Consider the following 20,661-nt stretch of genomic DNA (forward strand, 5'->3'; position numbering starts at 1 on the left):
CTCAGGAGCCGGTGACGTCGTCGGGCACGGAGCCGGCGTAACGGGCCAGCTCGGCCTCGACGATCGACTCGTCCAGCTTGGTGAACACCGGGGTCGGCTTGGCCACGGGGGTGCCGACGGTCACCGGGTGGCGTCCCCAGGTGGGGGCGTCCCGGTAGTCGCCGGTAATGATCGGGTAGCCGGTGCGGCCGTCGAAGGCCTCGGGCAGGTGCTCGGGGTCGAGCTCGGCGACCTCCTCGATGCGGGGCATCGGGGCGATCCTGCCGGACCCGCCCAGGACCCGGTCGACGTCGTTGGCGGCGTGCGGCAGGAAGGGCGAGAGCATGAGGTTGAGGTCGGTGACCGCCTGGGCCAATGTGTGCAGGACCGTGGCCAGGCGGGCCTGGGTGGCGGGGTCCTCGCCCTTGAGCTTGAAGGGCTGGGTGTCGGCCACGTACTTGTTGGCCTCGCCGACCAGGCGCATCGCCTCCCCCAGGGCGGCTTTCTGGCGGTGCTGGGCGATGAACTCGCCCACGGAGGCGAAGCCGGCCTCGACGGCGTCGAGCAGGGCCCGGTCGATGTCCTCCAGCTCGGCGGGCTCGGGGATCTGCCCGAAGCGCTTGTGGATCATGGAGGCGGTGCGGTTGACCAGGTTGCCCCAGCCGGCCACGAGCTCGCCGTTGGTGCGCCGCACGAACTCCGCCCAGGTGAAGTCCGCGTCCGCGGTCTCCGGGCCGGCCGCGCAGATGAAGTAGCGCAGGGCATCGGCCTGGTAGCGCTCGAGGAAGTCGCGCACATAGATGACGATGCCGTGGGAGGAGGAGAACTTCTTGCCCTCCATGGTGAGGAACTCGCTGGAGACGACCTCGGTGGGCAGGTTGAGCACGCCCAGGCGCCCGGGCTCGCCGCCGGCCGCGCCCTGACCGTTGTAGCCCAGGAGCTCGGCGGGCCAGATCTGGGAGTGGAAGACGATGTTGTCCTTGCCCATGAAGTAGTAGGACAGGGCCTGGGGGTCGTTCCACCAGGCGCGCCACGCCTCGGGGTCGCCGCTGCGGCGCGCCCACTCCACGGAGGCGGACAGGTAGCCGATGACGGCGTCGAACCAGACGTAGAGGCGCTTGGTGGGCTGGTCCTCCCAGCCGGGCACCGGGATACCCCAGTCGATGTCCCGGGTCATGGCGCGCGGGCGGATGTCCCCCAGGAGGTTCTGGGAGAACTTGATGACGTTGGGCCGCCAGGTGCCGGAGGCCTCACGCTCGTCGAGCCAGGCGCCCAGGGCCTGAGCCAGGGCGGGCAGGTCAAGGAACCAGTGGGTGGTCTCCACGAACTCGGGGGTCTCGCCGTTGATCCGCGAGCGCGGGCTGATGAGGTCGGTGGGGTCGAGCTGGTTGCCGCAGGTGTCGCACTGGTCCCCGCGGGCGCCCTCGGCGCCACAGATCGGGCAGGTGCCCTCGATGTAGCGGTCGGGCAGGGTGCGCCCGGTGGAGGGGGAGATCGCCGAGCGGGTCACCTGCTGGACCATGTAGCCGTTGTCCCGCACGGTGGTGAACATGTCCTGGACCACGTGGTAGTGGTTGCCGGCGGTGGTGCGGGTGAACAGGTCGTAGGACAACCCCAGAGCCACGAGGTCCTCGACAATGAGCCGGTTGTTGCGGTCGGCGAGCTCCCGGGCGCTGAGGCCCTCCTCGTCGGCGGCGACGAGGATCGGGGTGCCGTGTTCATCGGTGCCCGAGACCATGAGGACGTCATGACCGGCCATGCGCATGTAACGTGAGAAGACGTCAGAGGGAACACCGAAGCCGGCGACGTGGCCGATGTGACGCGGGCCGTTGGCGTACGGCCAGGCGACTGCGGACAGGATGTGGGTCATGGAGGTCAGCCTATCGGGTTCCGCGGCCGCTTCAGTCCAGGGCCACGGATCTGGTCCACGGCCTGCGGGGGTGCACCGCCACCCGGTAGTCTGTCCGAGTCGTGCGGCTCCCGCCCGGTGATTGTTCCGACATATCGACGCCTCCTGTGAGGTCTCGGGTGCGCTGCGGGCTTCCGGCATCACCATGCTGCCGTGCACGCCGTCATGACGTGTTCCCACGCGCCTCTCACACGGACACGATGGACCAGAAAGGCCAGTTATGTCCCAGTACCCCGGCTCCCAGTACCCAGCGAGCCCAGCCGGCTGGTCGGCCAACGGCTACGACCCGGCTCTCGCCGGCGCTCAGTCTTCGCAGTACCCGCCGGCCGCACCATTCCAGACGCCTCAAGGCGGTTACTCAGGTGCCGCGAGCCAGCCGGCGACGTCCAAGAGCCTGGCCGCCCCGACGGCCTTGGCGGTGGCCGGCCTGGCCATCCTCCTCATCGCCATCATCGGCGGAATCGGCTCGGCGGTCACCCGCGGCCAGTTCAACGCCACCGTCACCAACCTGCCGGACGACCAGGCCGCCACGGTGGAGCTGGACAAGGGCAGCACCTACGGGCTGTTCTACAGCGACGGCGACGACGCGCCGGACTGCTCGGTGACCTCTCCTGATGGCGACGACGTCGACACGAAGTCCAGCTCGTCGTCCACGAAGGTCAAGGGCGGCAAGCTCTTCTCGACCTTCTCCTCCAAGAAGTCGGGCGCCTACACCGTTGACTGCAACAGCACTGCGGGGGTCTCCGTCGGTGAGATCATCGCCCCCTCGTCGGCGACGGCCACCCTGCTGTCACTGTTCGGGGCCGTCGGCGCGATCATCATGGCGGTCGTGGGTCTGGCGATGGGCGCCGGCGGCATGGCCTGGCGCTCCAAGCTGGCCGCCACTGGCACGGCCCCGGCTGCGGCAGGTGAGGCCTTCAGCACAACGGCCGGTGCGACGCCCGGGACTCCGACCGTCTACACCCAGGGGGCCTGGCAGTCCGACCAGCAGCCGCAGGCGGCGCAGTACGCCCAGCAGCCCCAGTACCCGCAGCCGGAGCCGCCCCCCCAGCAGGCCCCTTACGCGGCTTCGGCTGCGGGGGCGGGAGCCCAGCCCCAGTACTCGCAGGTGGCCCCGACCGCCCAGTTCGGGTGGACGGGTCAGCAATCGGCTCAGCAACCTGCGCAGCAGCAGGCTCAGCCCGCACAGCCCTCGGTGTTCACCCAGCCCGTGCAGCAGGGGCAGCAGCAGGCTCAGCCCGGGCAGCCGGGCCCGTACCAGCAGCCCGGCGGCTGGCCGGCCCAGTAGCCCACCTCTGGCAACGCATGGGTGCCCTCACCGAGACAATCGGTGAGGGCACCCATGGTGTTCGGGGCGATTCGGGGCCCGACCCTGGCGACCGGCCCCGGTGGCCGGTGCGAGCAGTCCTTTAGTGGGAGGGCACCAGCTCGATGCCGGCAGCACTCATGTCGGCGCGGGCGGCGCGCCCCAGCTCGGGGCTGACCGGTTCGGTCAGATCGGTCAGGACCCGCACCCGGTAGCCCTGCCGGACCGCGTCCAGGGCGGTGTCCTTGACGCAGTGGGACTCGGCCAGGCCGACGACGTCAACGGCCTCGATTCCAGCGGCGCTGAGGATGTCGGCCAGGGTGCGTCCGTCCTCGTCAACGCCCTCGAAACCGGAGTAGGCGGCGGCGTACTGGCCCTTCTTCACGGCGGCGTCGGCCTCCAGGGCGCTCAGGGCGGGGTGGAGCTGGGCCTCGGCGGAGTCAGCCACGCCGTGAACGGGCCAGGTGTCGATGAAGTCGGGTTCGCTGGAGAAGTGCTCACCGGGGTCGATGTGCCAGTCCTGGGTGGTGACCACCAGGTCGTAGTCCCCCCGGTGGGAGGACAGGTGGGCGGCGATGCGCTCGGCGACGGCGTTGCCGCCGGTCACCGGCAGGGCGCCTCCTTCGCAGAAGGTGGGCTGGACGTCGACGATGATGAGGGCCCGTCGAGCGGGGGCCTGGGAACCGGTGCGGTGCTCGGTGTTCATGACACGACCATAGCGGGATCGGCCCCGACAGGAGCCCGTTCGGCTCAGTCTGCGGTGTCACGCAGCGCCAGGGACGCGCGGTAGACCTCGTTGGGGCGCAGACCGGCCTCACCGGCCGCCTGGGCCGCGGCCGCCTTGAGGCGCATGCCGGCCTCGGCCAGCGCCAGGGCCTTGTGCGCGGCGGCCTCGGGGCTGGCGGCGACAGGCTCGGCTCCGGCGACCACGAGGACCACCTCCCCCAGGACGCCGTCGGCCGTGGCCCGCGCCAGCTCGGCCAAGGGGGCCCGCAGCACCTGCTCATGGGTCTTGGTCAGCTCCCGGCACAGTGCCGCGGGGCGTTCGGCGCCGAGAGCCTCGGCCATGGCGACCAGGGAGTCGTGGACGCGGCGGGGGGACTCCAGGAAGATCATGGTGCGCTCCTGGGTGGCCAGGGACTCCAGGGCCCGGCGCCGCTCCCCCGGCCTGCGCGGCAGGAATCCCTCGAAGCAGAAGCGGTCGGAGGCCAGTCCGGACAGGGCCAGGGCAGTCAGCACCGCTGAGGGGCCCGGTGCGACCGTGACGGGCACCTGCTCGCACACCGCAGCCTGGACGAGCCGGTACCCGGGGTCGGAGACCGAGGGCATCCCGGCGTCAGAGACGACCAGGACGCGCAGGCCGGCGCGAGCGGCCTCGAGCAGCTCGGCGGCGCGCTCGCGCTCGTTGTGCTCGTGGAAGGCGATGACGCGCCCGCGGGGCTCGACGTCGAGGCGCTGGGCCAGGGACCGCAGCCGGCGGGTGTCCTCGGCGGCGATGAGGTCGGCCTGCTCCAGGGCGCGACGCAGACGCAGTGAGGCGTCAGAGACATTGCCGATCGGGGTGGCAGCCAGGGTGATCGTCCCGCCGCGCAGGTCCGGGCTGTGGGCGGCGGGAGCATCGACGGGATCAACGTCGGCGTCGTCGGCGGCGGCAGGTGGGGGCGGGCTGCTCTCAGTCATAGGACACAGTATGTCGGTGCGCCCTCGATGTAGCCTCCGCCTACACTCGGGGTGTGACGACTCCGAGCGCGCTGTCTCCCGAACAGTCCCCCGAGCAGTCCCGCGACGGTTCCCCCGGCCCGGACGCGGAGCAGGAACGAGCACAGGAAGCCGCCCCGGCGCGGGACGAGGCCACGAGCCCCGCGCCGGTCGAGGTCGCCGTCGCCGAGCCCGTCATCGCTGAACGCGACACCGAGCCCACCGCCGAGCGTACCGAGGCCGAGCTGCGCACCATGCTCGGGCTGGGCCCGGTGGGTGCCGTGATGCCCCTCGGCGTGAGGGCCCGCGGGTGGATCGTCACCGGCGTCGTCGGCGTCATCGCCGCCCTGCTACGCCTCATCGGACTGAACCACCCCAAGACACTCATGTTCGATGAGATCTACTACGTCAAGGACGCCTACTCCCTGTGGCACCTGGGCTATGAGGCCGCCTGGGACGACAAGGCCGGCTCGGCTGACGCGGCCTTCGCCATGGGGGACTTCTCCAAGCTCACCGACAGCGCCGCCTACGTCGTCCACCCGCAGCTGGGCAAGTGGCTCATCGGCGCCGGCATGGAGATCTTCGGGCCGGAGTCGCCCTTCGGTTGGCGGTTCATGCCGGCCGTCGCCGGGATCCTCACGGTGATGCTGCTGGCGCGCCTGACGATGCGCCTGACGCGCTCACCGCTGCTGGCGGGCCTGGCCGGGCTGCTCCTGGCGATCGACGGCGTGGCCCTGACCGAGTCCCGCATCGGGCTGCTGGACGTGTTCATCGGCTTCTTCGCCACCTTGTCCCTGTACTGCCTGGTCCGCGACCGGGAGTGGTCACGGGCGCGACTGGCCCGCAGGATGGCGGGGACCACGCCCGGGGCGCGCGCCCCGCACGCCACCATCCGTCCCTGGCTGCTGGCCGCGGGCATCGCACTGGGGCTGACCTGCTCCATCAAGTGGTCGGGTCTCTACCTCGTCGCGGTGTGCGGCATCGCCGTCGTCATCTGGGACACTCTGGCGCTACGGCGAGTGCGCGCACGGGCCTGGTTCCTGGAGGGGACGGTCGCCCAGGGCGTGAGCGACTTCCTGCAGGCGATTCCGGTGGTCATCGTGGTCTACGTCGGCTGCTGGTGGTCCTGGTTCACCCACCTGGGTGCCTTTAAGCACGGCTGGACGGCCGAGCAGATCAAGCAGGGGCTGCCGGTTCCCGCCCCCTGGCTGTCCGGTTACGTCGACAACTCGGTGTTCGAGAAGATCAACGACTTCATCGCCTACCACCAGCAGATGTACGAGTTCCACGTGGGCCTGGACGCCCCGCACACGTACCAGTCGAAGCCCTCGGGCTGGCTGCTGCAGACCCGCCCGACCTCCTTCTTCTGGGAGGACAAGGCTCAGGTGCCGCAGACCTGCGGGGGTGGGGACTGCATTCAGGCCATCACCTCGATCGGGAACATCGTCATCTGGTGGTCGGCCGTGGTGGCGCTGGTGGCCGTGGTCATCATCGGGGTCAAGAACCGCGACTGGCGGGCCTGGGTGCCGCTCATCGGCTACCTGGGCCTGTACGTGCCCTGGTTCCAGTACCGGGATCGCACCATCTTCACCTTCTACACGGTGGCCTTCGTGCCCTGCGTTGTGCTCGTCCTCGTGCTGGCGCTGGGCATGGCCTCCGGGCTGCTGCCACCGCTGCCGGGCTCGGCGAGCGCCGACACCCAGTTGGAGGCCCTCCTCAGGCGGCAGATCGGCCCGGGCATCCGACCGTGGCGCGGCATGGGCGCCAGATTCCTGGGTTTCGGTCCGCAGTTCGCGCGCACACCCGTGTGGACGCCGCCGGTGGAGGAGACCGACCCCGGCATCTACCGCATCAACCCGGCCCTGGTCGACGTCGACGACGACCTCGAGCCCGGCGCCCCCCTCACCGACCCGCGCACCGATGCGGCCCTGGCGCGCAGCTACGACGAGCTGACCGGCTACCCGGCCCCGTCGACATCGGGGGACACCATCGAGCCGGCGTGGTCTGACGGCGAGGTGCCACGGCTGGATGGCCGCCGCAGCCCGTGGGCCTCCTTGGCGAAGTGGACGATGGCCCCCACGTGGCAGATCCGCACCGAGGGCATCGGCCTCATCATCGTGGTCACGCTCCTGGCCTGTGCGGCGGCAGCCTTCTGGTGGCCGATCTGGACCGGGCAGACGGTCTCACGCTCCTTCTGGGTCTCCCACATGTTCCTGTCGTCCTGGATCTGAGCCTCCCGGATCCCCGGCGACGACGGTGATGTGCTGCTCGCCGCCGGGATGCTCCAGCTCGTCGACGACGGCGAGAGCCAGGTCCTCAGGGCTGATGCGGGACTGCCCACGGGTGTCCCGCAGAAGCGTGGTGGTTCCGCGGTGGTAGGAGCCGGTGGCATCTCCTGGAGCGAAGATCGCCGGAGGGCTGAGATAGACCCAGCCCTTGTAGCTGTGCGCCTGGCACGCCCGGAACTGATCGAGGCTTGCCTGGGCCACGTCTCTCCAGGCCGGCGGCACAATGGTGGGGTCGTCAATGGCGAGGGTGCCGGGATTGCCGGGCGAGCTCAGCACAGCCGCGCCCCCGATGATGAGCAGGGGCGTTCGGTTCCTGGAGGCGGCGTCCAGGACGGCCGTCGTCAGTTGGGTCAGGTCGCTCTCGTGACCGGCGGGCGGGCGCAGTGCGACCACAGCGGCGTCACTGTCTTTCAGGAGACCGGCCACGCCCTCGACGTCGGTGACGTCCAGCAGGCGCGAGGTGAGGCGGGCGCCAGCCCGATGGCGCCGCCGTCGGGATACGGCGGTCACCTCGTGACCGCGGCTGAGCGCTTCGTTGACGACGGCGGTCCCGGCCATGCCGGTGGCACCAAGGACGGTGATTCTCATGAGGGGTCCTTTCGAGAGGAGGATCGGGAGGAGTGCGGGGCGAGCTGTCCTGCGCTCATCGCAGTGAGAGCGAGCGCGAACCCCAGGAACTGGAAGGGCGTGAGTGCCTCATCGGCGACGACGTGTCCGAGGAGCGCCGCGTTCAGAGGTGAGAGCAGGCCCAGCAGTGCTGTCGGTATGACCGGCAGCCTGCGGATACCCTCGAACCACAGGACGTAGGCGGCCAGCCCTCCTACGAGCCCGAGCCAGGCGTATCCCGCCACAGCCGCCGTATCGATTCCGGTTGGAACGCCGTCGATGATGAGGGCAGGCACGATGAGCAGGAGGCCGGCACCGGTGAGCTGCCATCCGGCCAGCCCAAGGGCACTGACGCCCTCGGGCCTGCCCCACCGTTTGGTGAGGACGACTCCCAGCCCCATCGAGGCGGCTCCGCCCAAGCCGGCCGCCACCCCGAGGGCGTCGAGCTGCGCCTGTGGTCCCAGGACGACGAGAGCGATACCGACGACGCCGACCACGCCCCATATCAGTCTCCATGCCGATAGGCGCTCACCCAGGACGGCAACGGCGAAGCCTGCGACGATGATCGGTTGCGCGGCCCCGAGTGTCGCGGCCACACCTCCGGGCAGGCGCTGCGCGGCGACGAAGAGGAGGGGGAAGAAGCAGGCCATGTTGAGGGCTCCGAGGACAAGACTCTTCCACCACCACGTTCCGTGCGGCAGCGTCCGGGAGGCGAGGAGGGCGAGAACACCCGCTGGGAGTGTCCGCATCATTGCCGCGAAGACCGGATGCCCCGGGGGAAGGACGTGGGTGGTGACGATGTACGTCGTCCCCCACACGGCCGGTGCCAGGGATGTCAGAGCAATCCAGGCGATTCTCGTCCGGCGGCCTGACAGGGCGCCGCCGGGCGCGGCCGACTTGGAGTCGCACGTGGCTTGAGAGGGGGGCGGCATGAGTCGTCATGCATCCAGCCTGAGGTGCGCACATCGATTCGTCGATGACATGGATGAGATGGGAGCGATGCACGCATAAGATTGATGAGTGGAACTGCAGCAGTTGAGGTACGCCGTGGCCATCGCTGAAGAACAGAGCTTCACGCGCGCGGCTGAGAGGTGCTTCGTGGTGCAGTCGGCCCTGAGCCGGCAGATCAAGTCCTTGGAGGGCGAACTCGGGGTGAGGCTGTTCGCGCGCACGAGCCGCAAGGTGGAGGCGACGCCCGCCGGCGAGGCGTTCGTGGAGCAGGCACGGTTGTGCCTCCGGGCAGCGGAGCGCGCGAAGGCCTCGGCAGCGGCCGCTCACGGACAGATCCGGGGGTCCCTGACCATCGGGGTGATCCCAACCGTGACAGCAGTGGATGTTGCGGCGGTGCTGGGCGCATTCCGTCGCAGCTACCCCGAGGTGGGTGTGCACGTGCGCACTGGTGGCAGTGATGAGTTCCTGCGTCGTATTGCGGCTGGGGAGCTCGACGTGGGTTTCCTCGGCCTGGCGGAAGGCGTGACGCCGCGGGGCGTGCAGACGCGAGAGCTCTCCCGGGAGCGCCTGGTGGCGGTGCTGGCGGAGGGGCACCAATTGGCGGGGCGACGCCGACTCCGCCTGGAGGACCTGGCAGACGAGCCGTTCGTGGACTTTCCGGAGGGGTCGTCGGGACGCGAGCAGTCCGATCTGGCCTTTGACAGGGCTGGGCTCCGCCGTGAGGTGAGCTTCGAGGTGAACACGGCCGACCTGCTCACCGGATTGGTGCGTCAGGGACTGGGGGCCGCTCTTGTCGCTCCCGGCCTGGCCCACGATGTGCCTGGCTGCGTGTGCATCCCCGTCAGCGACGGTCCGGTACGGGTGGAGTATCTCGCGTGGGACTCCTTCAACCCAAGCCCGGCTGCACAGGTCTTCGTTGACTCCGTCCCCACGCCCACAGCCAACACCCCTTGTCGCTAGCCGCGACGACGGCGTAGATGCGGGGCGAGAAGCATGGCACCGTACGCGGCCACCAAGAAGAACGCTCAGAACAGTTACTCCTGCACCAACGACGGATCCCGCGGCAGGAAAGATGAGAGTCATCGTGATGCGTGCGCCTGCATCGCGGCGCGGGGTGGTGTTGAGCGCCCTATGAGTAAAAACCAAACTGGCCCGGAGCCGCTCGTGGCGGTTCCGGGCCAGTTGTGTGGTGTGTGCTCGGTGGTGTCCTACTCTCCCGCACCCTGGCGGGTGCAGTACCATCGGCGCTGTCAGGCTTAGCTTCCGGGTTCGGGATGGATACCGGGCGTTTCCCTGTCGCTGTGACCACCGAGACGACTACATGGGCAGTGCGTCAGTGTGTTCCTTGATTCTGTTGTCGGCTCGCCTCTCAACCCGCACACGCGCTTGCGCGTGCGTGTGTGGTTGGTGGTTGGGTTGGGTGTGGACCGTATAGTGGACGCTCGCGTTTACCGTATCACTCACCCCCCACCGGTACTCCCAGGCACGCTGGGCGCGTGTGATTGGGGGGTGTTGTTGTTTGTGTCGGCCTATTAGTACCAGTCAGCTCACAGACCGTTGCCGGTCTTCCACTTCTGGCCTATCAACCCAGTAGTCTGCTGGGGGCCTACCAGAACACCAAAGGTGTTCTGTGGAGACCTTATCTTGAAGATGGTTTCCCGCTTAGATGCTTTCAGCGGTTACCCTTCCCGAACGTAGCCAACCAGCCGTGCCCCGGGCGGGACAACTGGCACACCAGAGGTTCGTCCGTCCCGGTCCTCTCGTACTAGGGACAGGCCTTCTCAAGTCTCCTGCGCGCGCAGAGGATAGGGACCGAACTGTCTCACGACGTTCTAAACCCAGCTCGCGTACCGCTTTAATGGGCGAACAGCCCAACCCTTGGGACCTGCTCCAGCCCCAGGATGCGACGAGCCGACATCGAGGTGCCAAACCATGCCGTCGATATGGACTCTTGGGCAGGATCAGCCTGTTATCCCCGGGGTACCTTTTATCCGTTGAGCGACGACCCACCCACACGGGATCGCCGGATCACTAGTTCCTACTTTCGTACCTGCTCGACCCGTCGGTCTCACAGTCAAGCTCCCTTGTGCACTTGCACTCAACACCTGGTTGCCGACCAGGCTGAGGGAACCTTTGAGCGCCTCCGTTACACTTTAGGAGGCAACCGCCCCAGTTAAACTACCCACCAGGCACTGTCCCTAACCCGGATCACGGGCCCAGGTTCAGGCGCACGCCATAACCAGAGTGGTATTTCAAGGACGACTCCACCACCACTGGCGTGGCGGCTTCACAGTCTCCCACCTATCCTGCACAAGCTATAGCGGGCGCCAATACCAAGCTGTAGTAAAGGTCCCGGGGTCTTTCCGTCCTTCTGCGCGAAACGAGCATCTTTACTCGTACTGCAATTTCGCCGAGCTCATGGTTGAGACAGCGGGGAAGTCGTTACGCCATTCGTGCAGGTCGGAACTTACCCGACAAGGAATTTCGCTACCTTAGGATGGTTATAGTTACCACCGCCGTTTACTGGGGCTTAAATTCACCACTTCACCCCACAAGGGGGTTGATGGTTCCTCTTAACCTTCCAGCACCGGGCAGGCGTCAGTCCGTATACATCGCCTTACGGCTTCGCACGGACCTGTGTTTTTAGTAAACAGTCGCTTCCCCCTGGCCTCTGCGACCCTCCCCCCTAGCCCGCGATGGGGCTTCAGGGATCAGGCCCCCCTTCTCCCGAAGTTACGGGGGCATTTTGCCGAGTTCCTTAACCATGATTCACTCGTGCGCCTAGGCATACTCTGCCCGACCACCTGTGTCGGTTTAGGGTACGGGCGGCTGGCACCATCGCGTCGAGGCTTTTCTCGGCACCCCAGGATCACCCTGTTATCCCCCACCAGTGTGAGGTCACCATCACGCCTCACCCCCGTCATCAAAGACAGTCCCCCGGATTTACCTGGGAGACGGGCTGCGCGCTTGAACGGACCAAGCCATCAGGTCCGCCGGGCTACCACTGTGCGTCACCCCTGTTAACACGCTTGCCTACCTGCACGGAGGATCCCCAGACCCCACCACCACAACCACACCGTCAGGCGAACCTGACACATGCGGCCTTTATGGTGGTTGGGCGTGGGTTAGCACCCGCGCGTCAGCATGGGCGGTGCTTCGCCGGTACGGGAATATCAACCCGTCATCCATCGACTACGCCTGTCGGCCTCGCCTTAGGTCCCGACTCACCCAGGGCGGACTAGCCTGGCCCTGGAACCCTTGGTCATTCGGCGCTAGGGCTTCTCACCCTAGTATCGCTACTCATGCCTGCATTCTCACTCCCGCACCGTCCACCAGCAGTCACCCACAGGCTTCCCCCGGTGCAGGACGCTCCCCTACCACCCACAACCCCTGCCACCACCCGGGCAAGCCGGACAGTGAAGGGAACAACGTCATGGGTCCGCGGCTTCGGCGGTGTGCTTGAGCCCCGCTACATTGTCGGCGCACGATCACTTGACCAGTGAGCTATTACGCACTCTTTCAAGGATGGCTGCTTCTAAGCCAACCTCCTGGTTGTCTGCGCGACCGCACATCCTTTCCCACTTAGCACACGCTTAGGGGCCTTAGCCGGCGATCTGGGCTGTTTCCCTCTCGACCACGGAGCTTATCCCCCGCGGTCTCACTGCCACGCTACAACCCGACGGCATTCGGAGTTTGGTTGACGTCAGTAACCCTGTGGGGCCCATCAGCCACCCAGTAGCTCTACCTCCGCCGGGCAACACGCGACGCTGCACCTAAATGCATTTCGGGGAGAACCAGCTATCACGGAGTTTGATTGGCCTTTCACCCCTACCCACAGCTCATCCCCCCAGTTTTCAACCTAGGTGGGTTCGGTCCTCCACACGCTCTTACACGTGCTTCAACCTGGCCATGGGTAGATCACCCCGCTTCGGGTCCAGAACGCGCCACTACAAACGCCCTATTCGGACTCGCTCTCGCTACGGCTACCCCACACGGGTTAACCTCGCGACACGCCACTGACTCGCAGGCTCATTCTTCAAAAGGCACGCCACCACCCCCACACAAGGTGCGGAAGGCTCTGACGGCTTGTAAGCGCCCGGTTTCAGGTACTATTTCACTCCCCTCCCGGGGTACTTTTCACCATTCCCTCACGGTACTATCCACTATCGGTCATCAGGAGGTATTCAGGCAGCCAAGTGGTCTTGGCAGATTCACACAGGATTCCACGAGCCCCGTGCTACTCGGGCAAACCGTCCCAGACACGCACCAACCAGTTCCGCCTACGGGGGTATCACCCACTACGCCACGCCTTCCCAGACGATTCAGCTACCAGCCAGCACACGCGCCCCCTCTCCGGCAGAAGAGAAAACAGAACAGCCCCACAACCCCGCACACGCAACCCCTGCCGAGTATCACACGCACACGGTTTAACCATCATCCGCTTTCGCTCGCCACTACTCACGGAATATCTTCTCCTACGGGTACTGAGATGTTTCACTTCCCCGCGTCACCCCCCACACCCTATACAATTCAGATGCAGGTGACACGACATAACTCGTGCCGGGTCCCCCCATTCGGAAACCCTCGGATCACAGCCCGCCAGCCGGCTCCCCGAGGAATATCGCAGGCCACCACGTCCTTCATCGGCCCCTGATGCCAAGGCATCCACCGAACGCTCAAAAAAACAAACAACAAAGACACACGAACAAAACAAGAAACACTTTGTCGCAGAAATCTTACAGTAAGATGCTCGCGTCCACTATACAGTTCACAACCAACCCACCCACACCCACCCACAACCCCCAACAACCAGGAGCCCCAGACAGGCCAGGCAACCAGGGCGCACTGCCCCAGAACCCCGACAGCATGCCACCCCCACACACGCAGGGGCACCCACCACCAGCAGACCACCACGACCACAACAGCCCCAGCAGCCCACCACAGCGGGCGTGTCTTCTATGCCAGCACCAGGCAAGCCAACCACCCCGCGAGAACAAACCCACGAGACACGGTCAGCCGCCCAGCCTTCCACAAGGGCAAGCCCCGGCCGGCCCAGACCCATTCAACGATCCAGACAACACACGACCAGGAAGCCACCCCCGCATAACCAATCCTTAGAAAGGAGGTGATCCAGCCGCACCTTCCGGTACGGCTACCTTGTTACGACTTCGTCCCAATCACCAGCCCCACCTTCGACCGCTCCCCGTAGGGCCACGGGCTTCGGGTGTTGCCGACTTTCATGACGTGACGGGCGGTGTGTACAAGGCCCGAGAACGTATTCACCGCAGCGTTGCTGATCTGCGATTACTAGCGACTCCAACTTCACGGTGTCGAGTTGCAGACACCGATCCGAACTGAGACCGGCTTTAAGGGATTCGCTCCACCTCACGGTATCGCAGCCCTCTGTACCGGCCATTGTAGCATGCGTGAAGCCCAAGACATAAGGGGCATGATGATTTGACGTCATCCCCACCTTCCTCCGAGTTGACCCCGGCAGTCTCCCGCGAGTCCCCACCACAACGTGCTGGCAACACGGGACAAGGGTTGCGCTCGTTGCGGGACTTAACCCAACATCTCACGACACGAGCTGACGACAACCATGCACCACCTGTGAACCGGCCCCACAAGGAGGAAACCCCGTCTCCGGAGCCGACCGGCACATGTCAAGCCTTGGTAAGGTTCTTCGCGTTGCATCGAATTAATCCGCATGCTCCGCCGCTTGTGCGGGCCCCCGTCAATTCCTTTGAGTTTTAGCCTTGCGGCCGTACTCCCCAGGCGGGGCACTTAATGCGTTAGCTACGGCGCGGAAGACCCGGAAAAGGCCCCCCACACCTAGTGCCCAACGTTTACGGCGTGGACTACCAGGGTATCTAATCCTGTTCGCTCCCCACGCTTTCGCTCCTCAGCGTCAGTAACGGCCCAGAGACCCGCCTTCGCCACCGGTGTTCTTCCTGATATCTGCGCATTCCACCGCTACACCAGGAGTTCCAGTCTCCCCTACCGCACTCAAGCCGGCCCGTACCCACCGCAAGCCCCCAGTTAAGCCAGAGGATTTCACGACAGACGCGACCAGCCGCCTACGAGCTCTTTACGCCCAATAATTCCGGACAACGCTCGCGCCCTACGTATTACCGCGGCTGCTGGCACGTAGTTAGCCGGCGCTTCTTATCCAGCTACCGTCAACCCACCCACAAAAGAGGCAGGCCTGCTTCACTGGCGAAAGAGGTTTACAACCCGAAGGCCTCCATCCCTCACGCGGCGTCGCTGCATCAGGCTTGCGCCCATTGTGCAATATTCCCCACTGCTGCCTCCCGTAGGAGTCTGGGCCGTGTCTCAGTCCCAGTGTGACCGTCCACCCTCTCAGGCCGGCTACCCGTCACCGCCTTGGTAGGCCATCACCCCACCAACAAGCTGATAGGCCGCGAGCCCATCCCCCACCGAAACAATATCTTTCCCACACCCACCATGCAGCAGGCGCAGAATATCCCGTATTAGCCACACTTTCATGCGGTTATCCAGAAGAAGGGGGCAGGTTACTCACGTGTTACTCACCCGTTCGCCACTCATCCAGAACCAGCAAGCTGATCCCTTCACCGTTCGACTTGCATGTGTTAAGCACGCCGCCAGCGTTCGTCCTGAGCCAGGATCAAACTCTCCAAACAAAACCAACAAAACCAGGCCCCAACCAACCACAAACAGTCAGCCAGAACCCAAAGTCAGTACAACAGTCCAGAAAACCAGACCAGGCCCAACCCAACCCCCACAACAAAGAGGGCCAGGCAAACCAAAACAAAACAAACCCCAAAAACCACACACAACCAAAACCATGCGCAGCCCCCAGGGCCATGGCATAAAAAACATGACACACTATCGAGTTCTCAAACAACACACCCATCGAGATTTAAGATCAGAAAGAGTTCCTTACTTGCCTCTCGAAGGCGACCGGACTAGCATAAGCAGGTTGTCGTTCGGGAATCAAACTCGGATCGCGTGACCCTGATCTCTGAACTATTCTGCTTTTTCCGTACCGGTAGGATCGCTCCTTCCGGTTCGGCGTTTCTGCCGACCGGTGCAGCCGTCGAACCATGCGGTTGCGTCGGCAGCGAGGAGTACTATAGCCAGACCAGACGGCCTCCTGTCAAACGACTTTCGCGCGACCTGCATCACATCTATGTTCCCAGGGTGTCAGGTCTGTTCTCCCCGCTCCAACGTCTCGCTTCACCACTGCTCAGCTCGGCATTGCGGGGCGCCGAACCACGTAGCCCCTCAGGAGGCGCGAGAGGCCTGGTAGGCGGCCCCCACGATGCCGGCGGTGTTGAGCAGCTGGGCCGGAACGATCGGGGTCTTGAGGTCGAGCAGCGGCAGGTACTTCTCGTGCTTGCGGGAGACACCCCCGCCCACGACGAACAGGTCCGGGGAGAAGAGCATCTCCACGTGGGAGTAGTAGCGCTGGAGACGCTTGGCCCACTTCTTCCAGGACAGCTCCTGTGCGGTGCGCTGCCCGGCGGAGGCCCGGCTCTCGGCGTCGTAGCCGTCAATCTCCAGGTGCCCGAGCTCGGTGTTGGGGACCAGGGTTCCGTCAACAATGACAGCCGAGCCGATCCCGGTGCCCAGGGTGGTGACGATGATGGTCCCGGGCACATCTTTGGCAGCACCGAAGGCGACCTCCGCCAGGCCTGCGGCGTCGGCATCGTTGAGTCCGGTCACCGGCCGGCCCAGATGCTCGCGCATGAGCTCGGTGAGGTTGACGCCCGTCCAGGACTTGTCGAGATTGGCGATGAAGGGGACGGTGCCGTGCACGATCGGGGCGGGCAGGGCCACGCCGACCGGGACGTCGTCGCCCACCTCGAGCTGTTCGAGGAGCTCACGGCAGACCTCGGCAACAGCTGCGGGAGTGGACTCCTCGGGAGTGTCGATGCGGACGCGCTCACCAATGAACGTGCCCGTGGCCAGGTCGACCAGGGCGCTCTTGACGCCCGATCCGCCGATGTCGATCCCGCATGCCACGGAAACTGCTGGTGCTGTCGAAGTCATGAGGTCCTCCTGGTACTACGCGTCCTCGCGGCCGCTGCCCAGCCTAGTGCAGGGACGGCGACCGCGAGGACGGACGGAGGAACCGATGGCGGCCACAGGCCGCAGCAGCAGTGCTCAGTCGCGAGAGCTCTCCTGGCGGGCGCCCCGGTAGAGGTACCACAGCGTGCCGACGAACAGCACCACACCCACCCAGGGAGCGATGCCGGCGAAGCCCTCGGGCATGATGGCCAGCGGATCCGCCTTGCCGCCGAAGGCCACGACGATCCCGGCGTAGACCACCCCGGCGAGGCTCTCGCCGACGATGAGGCCGGTCGCCATGAGCGTGCCCATGCGCTTGGCCCGCTCCGGGTTGGTGGTGCGCTCGGCCCAACGGTCGTAGAGGTGACCGAGAGCGGCACCGATCGGGATCATGACGGTGACGGCCGTGGGCAGGTACATGCCCATGCCGACGGCGAGCGGCGGCAGGGAGTACTTGCTGGTGCGGCGCAAGATCTCGTCGATGGCGATGACGACGGCGCCGATGAGAGCGCCCAGCCCCAGCAGGCTCCAGTTGAGGTCCCCGCCGAGGACGCCCTGGACCAGGTGCTTGATGAGGTTCGCCTGGGGTGCGGCCAGAGCGTCGTCACCGGCGTCGGGGGCGCCGGCGAAGCCGAAGGCGCCCTGCATGAGGCTGAGCACCGGCGGGATGACGATGGCGCCGAAGACGACACCGATGACGAGGGCCACCTGCTGCTTCCACGGGGTGGAGTCGACGAGCTGGCCGGTCTTGAGGTCCTGGAGGTTGTCGTTCGAGATGGTGGCCACGCCGAAGACGACCGCGGTGACGAACAGGGTGTAGGCCACCAGGGTGCGGACGTCGTCGGGCGAGGAGGTGGTGGCGATGGTGCGCACGAGCGCGGCCGCGGTCACCGCCACGAGGATGCCGACGCCGGAGATCGGCGAGTTGGAGGAGCCGATGAGGCCAGCCATGTAGCCGCATACCGAGGCGACGACCAGTCCGGTCAGCAGGATGAAGAGGATGGAGACGATGATGAGGCCCGTGGCGTGGTGAGCCATGGAGGTCCCGTGCAGGAACAGCCACAGGAGCACACCGATGGGCAGCATGGAGCCGACGGTGACGCCGATGACCGTCTTCATCGACAGGTCGCGCTCGGTCAGGGGGATCTCCTCACCGGCGTCGCGCTTGGCGCTGGAGGCCAGGGACTCGCGGATACCGGTGACGATGGGGCCGAGGATCTTCAGGAAGGTCCAGATGGCGGCGATAGCGATGGCGCCGGCGCCGACGATCCGCACCTCGCTGGCGAAGGTGGCGCCCACGAAGTCGGCGAGGTCCTTGTCGGCGACCGCCGTGCCCCAGGTGCGCATCGGGAGCAGCACCCCGTAGGAGATGAGCAGGCCGACGATCATGGCGATGCCGACGCCGACGCCGACCAGGTGGCCCACGCCGGCCAGCGCCAGGGACAGGGAGGTGCCCGCCATCGTGGCGCCGGCACCGACCCGGAAGACCCCGGAGATGTCAACGCTGATGGCCTTGAGGGCGTTGAGGAAGTACAGGGCCGCCGAGGCGATGGAGCCCCGCACGATGACACCCAGTCCACGGCTGGACTCCTCGGCCCCCTCGCTGGTGTCACCCACGCGCAGGACCTCGGCGCCGGCCACGCCCTCGGGGTAGGGCAGGTCGGAGTTGGTCACGAGCGCGCGCCGCAACGGGATGGAGTAGGTGACGCCGAGGATGCCGCCCAGGATGATGACCAGGACCGTCTGCAGGTAGGGGAATCCGGTCCACCAGCCCACGATGATGAGTCCGGGCAGCACGAAGATGATGGCGGACAGCGTCCCGGCCGCCGAGGCGATCGTCTGGACGATGTTGTTCTCCTGGATCGTGTGATCGGAGAAGCGGCGCAGGATCGCCATGGAGATGACGGCGGCCGGGATCGAGGTGGCGAAGGTGAGCCCCACCTTGAGGCCGAGGTAGACGTTCGCCGCGGTGAAGATGAGCGTGATGATGCCGCCGATGACGATGCCGCGGGCAGTCAGCTCCTTGACCGGGCCGGAGCCGGCACTGGACGGCTTCGCCGCAGCGGAGCCGCGTGAGGTTGTTGTGGACATGGTGAGATCTCTCGAGGTCGGGATGATTCCGGGGTGAGAGTAGCACCGTGTCCGAAAACGATCGTTAACAGCTCATTCGATGCACAACGGATCAGGGCGGCCGTCGTCGTCCTCAACACTTCGACCGAATCTTCAGAATCGACGCGGCTCCGGGTCTTTTCTGAAGATTCGGTCGAAGTGTTAGTGGGGCACGGGTCGAAGTAAGCGAAGCAGGACGTGAGCAGCGGGCGCGATCGCCTCACTGCGAGGTCACCTCGACCTGCTGGCGCGTGTTCCACCCCATCTTGGCGCTGGTGACCATCCCCCAGACGCGCAGGGGACGCAGGATCAGTGCGGACCACAGCGTCGCCACCGGGGACAGGAGGAGGCTGGCGTACCTCTGAGGGCCGGTGGTATCCGAGCGCCACACGGAGATGTACCGCGAGCCCTGCGCCAGCCCGATGGCCAGAGGCACCAGCACCACCGTCGGCGGCACACCGCCGCCCAGGACGAGCGGACGCCACAGCAGCAGGTAGACGAAGACCGAGATCACCAGCCAGATCTGCATCCACCCGGTGGCCTGGCGCCACCAGCCCCACGAGAGGACCGGCAGGAAGCGGATGCGCCAGAGCCCGCGGATGAAGGAGCCGCGGAACCAGCGCTCCTGCTGGCGGTAGTGGTGGCTCCAGCGGTCAGGCATCCAGGCGAAGGCGAAGGCCGAGGGCTGCTGGACGGTCCGGCCGTGCAGCAGGGCGAAGAGGGTCAGCATGGAGTCGTCGGAGAACTCCACGTGCCGCCCCAGGTAGCTCTCGTTCAGGTAGGTGTCGATGTTCTCGGCCAGGATGGAGCACCGGTAGGCGGCCAGGCCGCCGGAGTTGACCATGACCGAGCCGAGCTGCGACATGAAGGAGCGGTCGATGAGCTGCTGGCCGACGAAGATCACGTCGGTGACCCGGGCGAGCAGGTTCTCCCGGTTGTTGATCGCCAGGATGACACCGGCGACCGACATGACGCGGGGGTCGCTGAAGGGCTGGACGATCTCATGGAGGGCCTCGGCGTCGAGCATGGAGTCGGAGTCGACGGTCACGAACAGGTCGGCGTCACGGATCTTCCTGAAACCGTGCACCTGCGCGTGGCGCTTGCCCTCATTGGGGGTGCGCTGCCAGCTGGCGTAGATGCCGGCCAGCGCCGCCTGCCGGATGAACCAGTCCCGCTCCGCCACATAGGCGCCCTGGGTGGAGCCGTCGTCGACGACGTGGATCTCGGCCGGCGGCGAGCTCTGGTGCAGCAGGGCGGAGAGCATCCGCACCACGACGTCGGGATCCTCGTTGTAGAGCGGCACGAGCACGGCGACCCGATGCGCCTCGCCGCGGCCGATGACGCGCCCCTCGAAACCGGCCACCACGAGCTGCACGGCCACGATCACGAAGAGGACATCGAAGGTCCACACGATCCACGCGTCCAGCACGTGGTGCCGGCTGACCAGCACCCGCCAGCAGAGCCACCCCACCACACCGAGGGCTACGACGACGGCGGGCAGGGGCCCACCGGCCCGCATGAGTGCCCGGGGCAGCCCGGTGGCGTCGGCCGATCGCTGAGCCTCATCCGGCGTCGTCACCGGGGTGCGCACGGTGACCACCCCACCGCGCCCTGCGCCCCGCTTCTCGCCGTATCCCTCTCTGTGGACCGCCCGGAGCCCTGTCCTGCGCTTGAACAGCAGCTTGACCGCGAAGCAGGCCAACAGGATGACCAGGCAGACCAGCAGCACGAGCGGACCGAAGGACCAGGTCATAGCGTCAGTC

At 66.3% G+C, this 20,661-nt stretch carries 11 protein-coding genes and 3 rRNA genes; 3 read left to right on the forward strand and 11 right to left on the reverse strand.

The features are described from left to right. Position 1 precedes the first annotated feature (1 nt). The gene (metG, locus tag JJJ14_RS11150; RefSeq protein ID WP_101559749.1) at positions 2-1,849 is read right to left on the reverse strand and encodes a methionine--tRNA ligase; all 1,848 of its coding nucleotides are present in this window, start codon (positions 1,847-1,849) and stop codon (positions 2-4) included. A gap of 259 nt (positions 1,850-2,108) precedes the next feature. On the opposite strand from metG, the gene JJJ14_RS11155 reads away from it, so the two are divergent. Then, complete coding sequence (locus JJJ14_RS11155) at positions 2,109-3,176, forward strand: hypothetical protein (RefSeq protein WP_201444169.1); 1,068 nt, start codon at positions 2,109-2,111, stop codon at positions 3,174-3,176. Between the two features lie 121 nt (positions 3,177-3,297). Here JJJ14_RS11155 and JJJ14_RS11160 read toward each other — a convergent pair whose 3' ends face one another. Both JJJ14_RS11160 and rsmI read right to left on the reverse strand, forming a co-directional pair. Then, complete coding sequence (locus JJJ14_RS11160) at positions 3,298-3,900, reverse strand: isochorismatase family protein (RefSeq protein WP_070510127.1); 603 nt, start codon at positions 3,898-3,900, stop codon at positions 3,298-3,300. Between the two features lie 44 nt (positions 3,901-3,944). Continuing rightward, positions 3,945-4,874 (reverse strand): 16S rRNA (cytidine(1402)-2'-O)-methyltransferase, encoded by a 930-nt coding sequence (gene rsmI, locus JJJ14_RS11165; RefSeq protein ID WP_201444170.1) that lies wholly within the window; start codon positions 4,872-4,874, stop codon positions 3,945-3,947. 53 nt (positions 4,875-4,927) lie between these two features. Here rsmI and JJJ14_RS11170 point away from each other — a divergent pair, with 53 nt between their 5' ends. Beyond that, a complete protein-coding gene (locus JJJ14_RS11170) occupies positions 4,928-7,123 on the forward strand; it encodes a dolichyl-phosphate-mannose--protein mannosyltransferase (RefSeq protein WP_201444171.1) in 2,196 nt (731 codons plus the stop codon). On the opposite strand, the gene JJJ14_RS11175 is transcribed toward JJJ14_RS11170, so the two are convergent. Together JJJ14_RS11175 and JJJ14_RS11180 are read right to left on the reverse strand one after the other, a co-directional pair. Then, positions 7,076-7,768, reverse strand: a complete 693-nt coding sequence (locus tag JJJ14_RS11175) for an NAD(P)-dependent oxidoreductase (RefSeq protein WP_201444172.1) — start codon at positions 7,766-7,768, stop codon at positions 7,076-7,078. The two genes, JJJ14_RS11170 and JJJ14_RS11175, sit on opposite strands and share 48 nt — an antisense overlap. After that, the gene (locus JJJ14_RS11180; protein WP_236592822.1) at positions 7,765-8,718 is read right to left on the reverse strand and encodes an EamA family transporter; all 954 of its coding nucleotides are present in this window, start codon (positions 8,716-8,718) and stop codon (positions 7,765-7,767) included. The genes JJJ14_RS11175 and JJJ14_RS11180 overlap by 4 nt, the downstream gene beginning before the upstream one ends. Before the next feature lie 88 nt (positions 8,719-8,806). On the opposite strand from JJJ14_RS11180, the gene JJJ14_RS11185 reads away from it, so the two are divergent. After that, on the forward strand, positions 8,807-9,697 hold the full coding sequence (locus tag JJJ14_RS11185; RefSeq protein ID WP_201444173.1) for a LysR family transcriptional regulator: 891 nt from the start codon (positions 8,807-8,809) through the stop codon (positions 9,695-9,697). A 235-nt stretch (positions 9,698-9,932) separates the two neighbouring features. Here the strand turns inward: JJJ14_RS11185 and rrf are convergent. From rrf to JJJ14_RS11215, 6 genes are all read right to left on the reverse strand, one after another. Then, a 5S ribosomal RNA gene (gene rrf / locus JJJ14_RS11190) occupies positions 9,933-10,050 on the reverse strand. 200 nt (positions 10,051-10,250) lie between these two features. After that, positions 10,251-13,429: ribosomal RNA gene (locus JJJ14_RS11195) — 23S ribosomal RNA — on the reverse strand. Between the two features lie 426 nt (positions 13,430-13,855). Next, a 16S ribosomal RNA gene (locus JJJ14_RS11200) occupies positions 13,856-15,399 on the reverse strand. Together the 16S, 23S and 5S rRNA genes form the textbook arrangement of a ribosomal RNA operon. A 604-nt stretch (positions 15,400-16,003) precedes the next feature. Beyond that, entirely contained in the window at positions 16,004-16,771 is a 768-nt protein-coding gene (ppgK, locus tag JJJ14_RS11205; protein ID WP_075379507.1) for a polyphosphate--glucose phosphotransferase, read from the reverse strand. Positions 16,772-16,885: 114 nt separating this feature from the next. Then, complete coding sequence (locus JJJ14_RS11210; RefSeq protein ID WP_201444174.1) at positions 16,886-18,880, reverse strand: OPT family oligopeptide transporter; 1,995 nt, start codon at positions 18,878-18,880, stop codon at positions 16,886-16,888. Positions 18,881-19,118: 238 nt separating this feature from the next. Next, the gene (locus JJJ14_RS11215) at positions 19,119-20,651 is read right to left on the reverse strand and encodes a glycosyltransferase family 2 protein (protein ID WP_201444175.1); all 1,533 of its coding nucleotides are present in this window, start codon (positions 20,649-20,651) and stop codon (positions 19,119-19,121) included. Positions 20,652-20,661 lie beyond the last annotated feature (10 nt).

It is taken from the genome of Actinomyces sp. HMT 175, assembly GCF_016694895.1.
GTDB classification, from domain to species: Bacteria; Actinomycetota; Actinomycetes; order Actinomycetales; family Actinomycetaceae; genus Actinomyces; species Actinomyces oris.

Coding starts and splice junctions, on each gene's coding strand:
- JJJ14_RS11180 (WP_236592822.1), bottom strand. CDS start 8,718: ATGCCGCCCCCCTCTCAAGCCACGTGCGACTCCAAGTCGGCCGCGCCC.
- JJJ14_RS11155 (WP_201444169.1), top strand. CDS start 2,109: ATGTCCCAGTACCCCGGCTCCCAGTACCCAGCGAGCCCAGCCGGCTGG.
- rsmI (WP_201444170.1), bottom strand. CDS start 4,874: ATGACTGAGAGCAGCCCGCCCCCACCTGCCGCCGCCGACGACGCCGAC.
- ppgK (WP_075379507.1), bottom strand. CDS start 16,771: ATGACTTCGACAGCACCAGCAGTTTCCGTGGCATGCGGGATCGACATC.
- JJJ14_RS11210 (WP_201444174.1), bottom strand. CDS start 18,880: ATGTCCACAACAACCTCACGCGGCTCCGCTGCGGCGAAGCCGTCCAGT.
- JJJ14_RS11175 (WP_201444172.1), bottom strand. CDS start 7,768: ATGAGAATCACCGTCCTTGGTGCCACCGGCATGGCCGGGACCGCCGTC.
- JJJ14_RS11215 (WP_201444175.1), bottom strand. CDS start 20,651: ATGACCTGGTCCTTCGGTCCGCTCGTGCTGCTGGTCTGCCTGGTCATC.
- metG (WP_101559749.1), bottom strand. CDS start 1,849: ATGACCCACATCCTGTCCGCAGTCGCCTGGCCGTACGCCAACGGCCCG.
- JJJ14_RS11160 (WP_070510127.1), bottom strand. CDS start 3,900: ATGAACACCGAGCACCGCACCGGTTCCCAGGCCCCCGCTCGACGGGCC.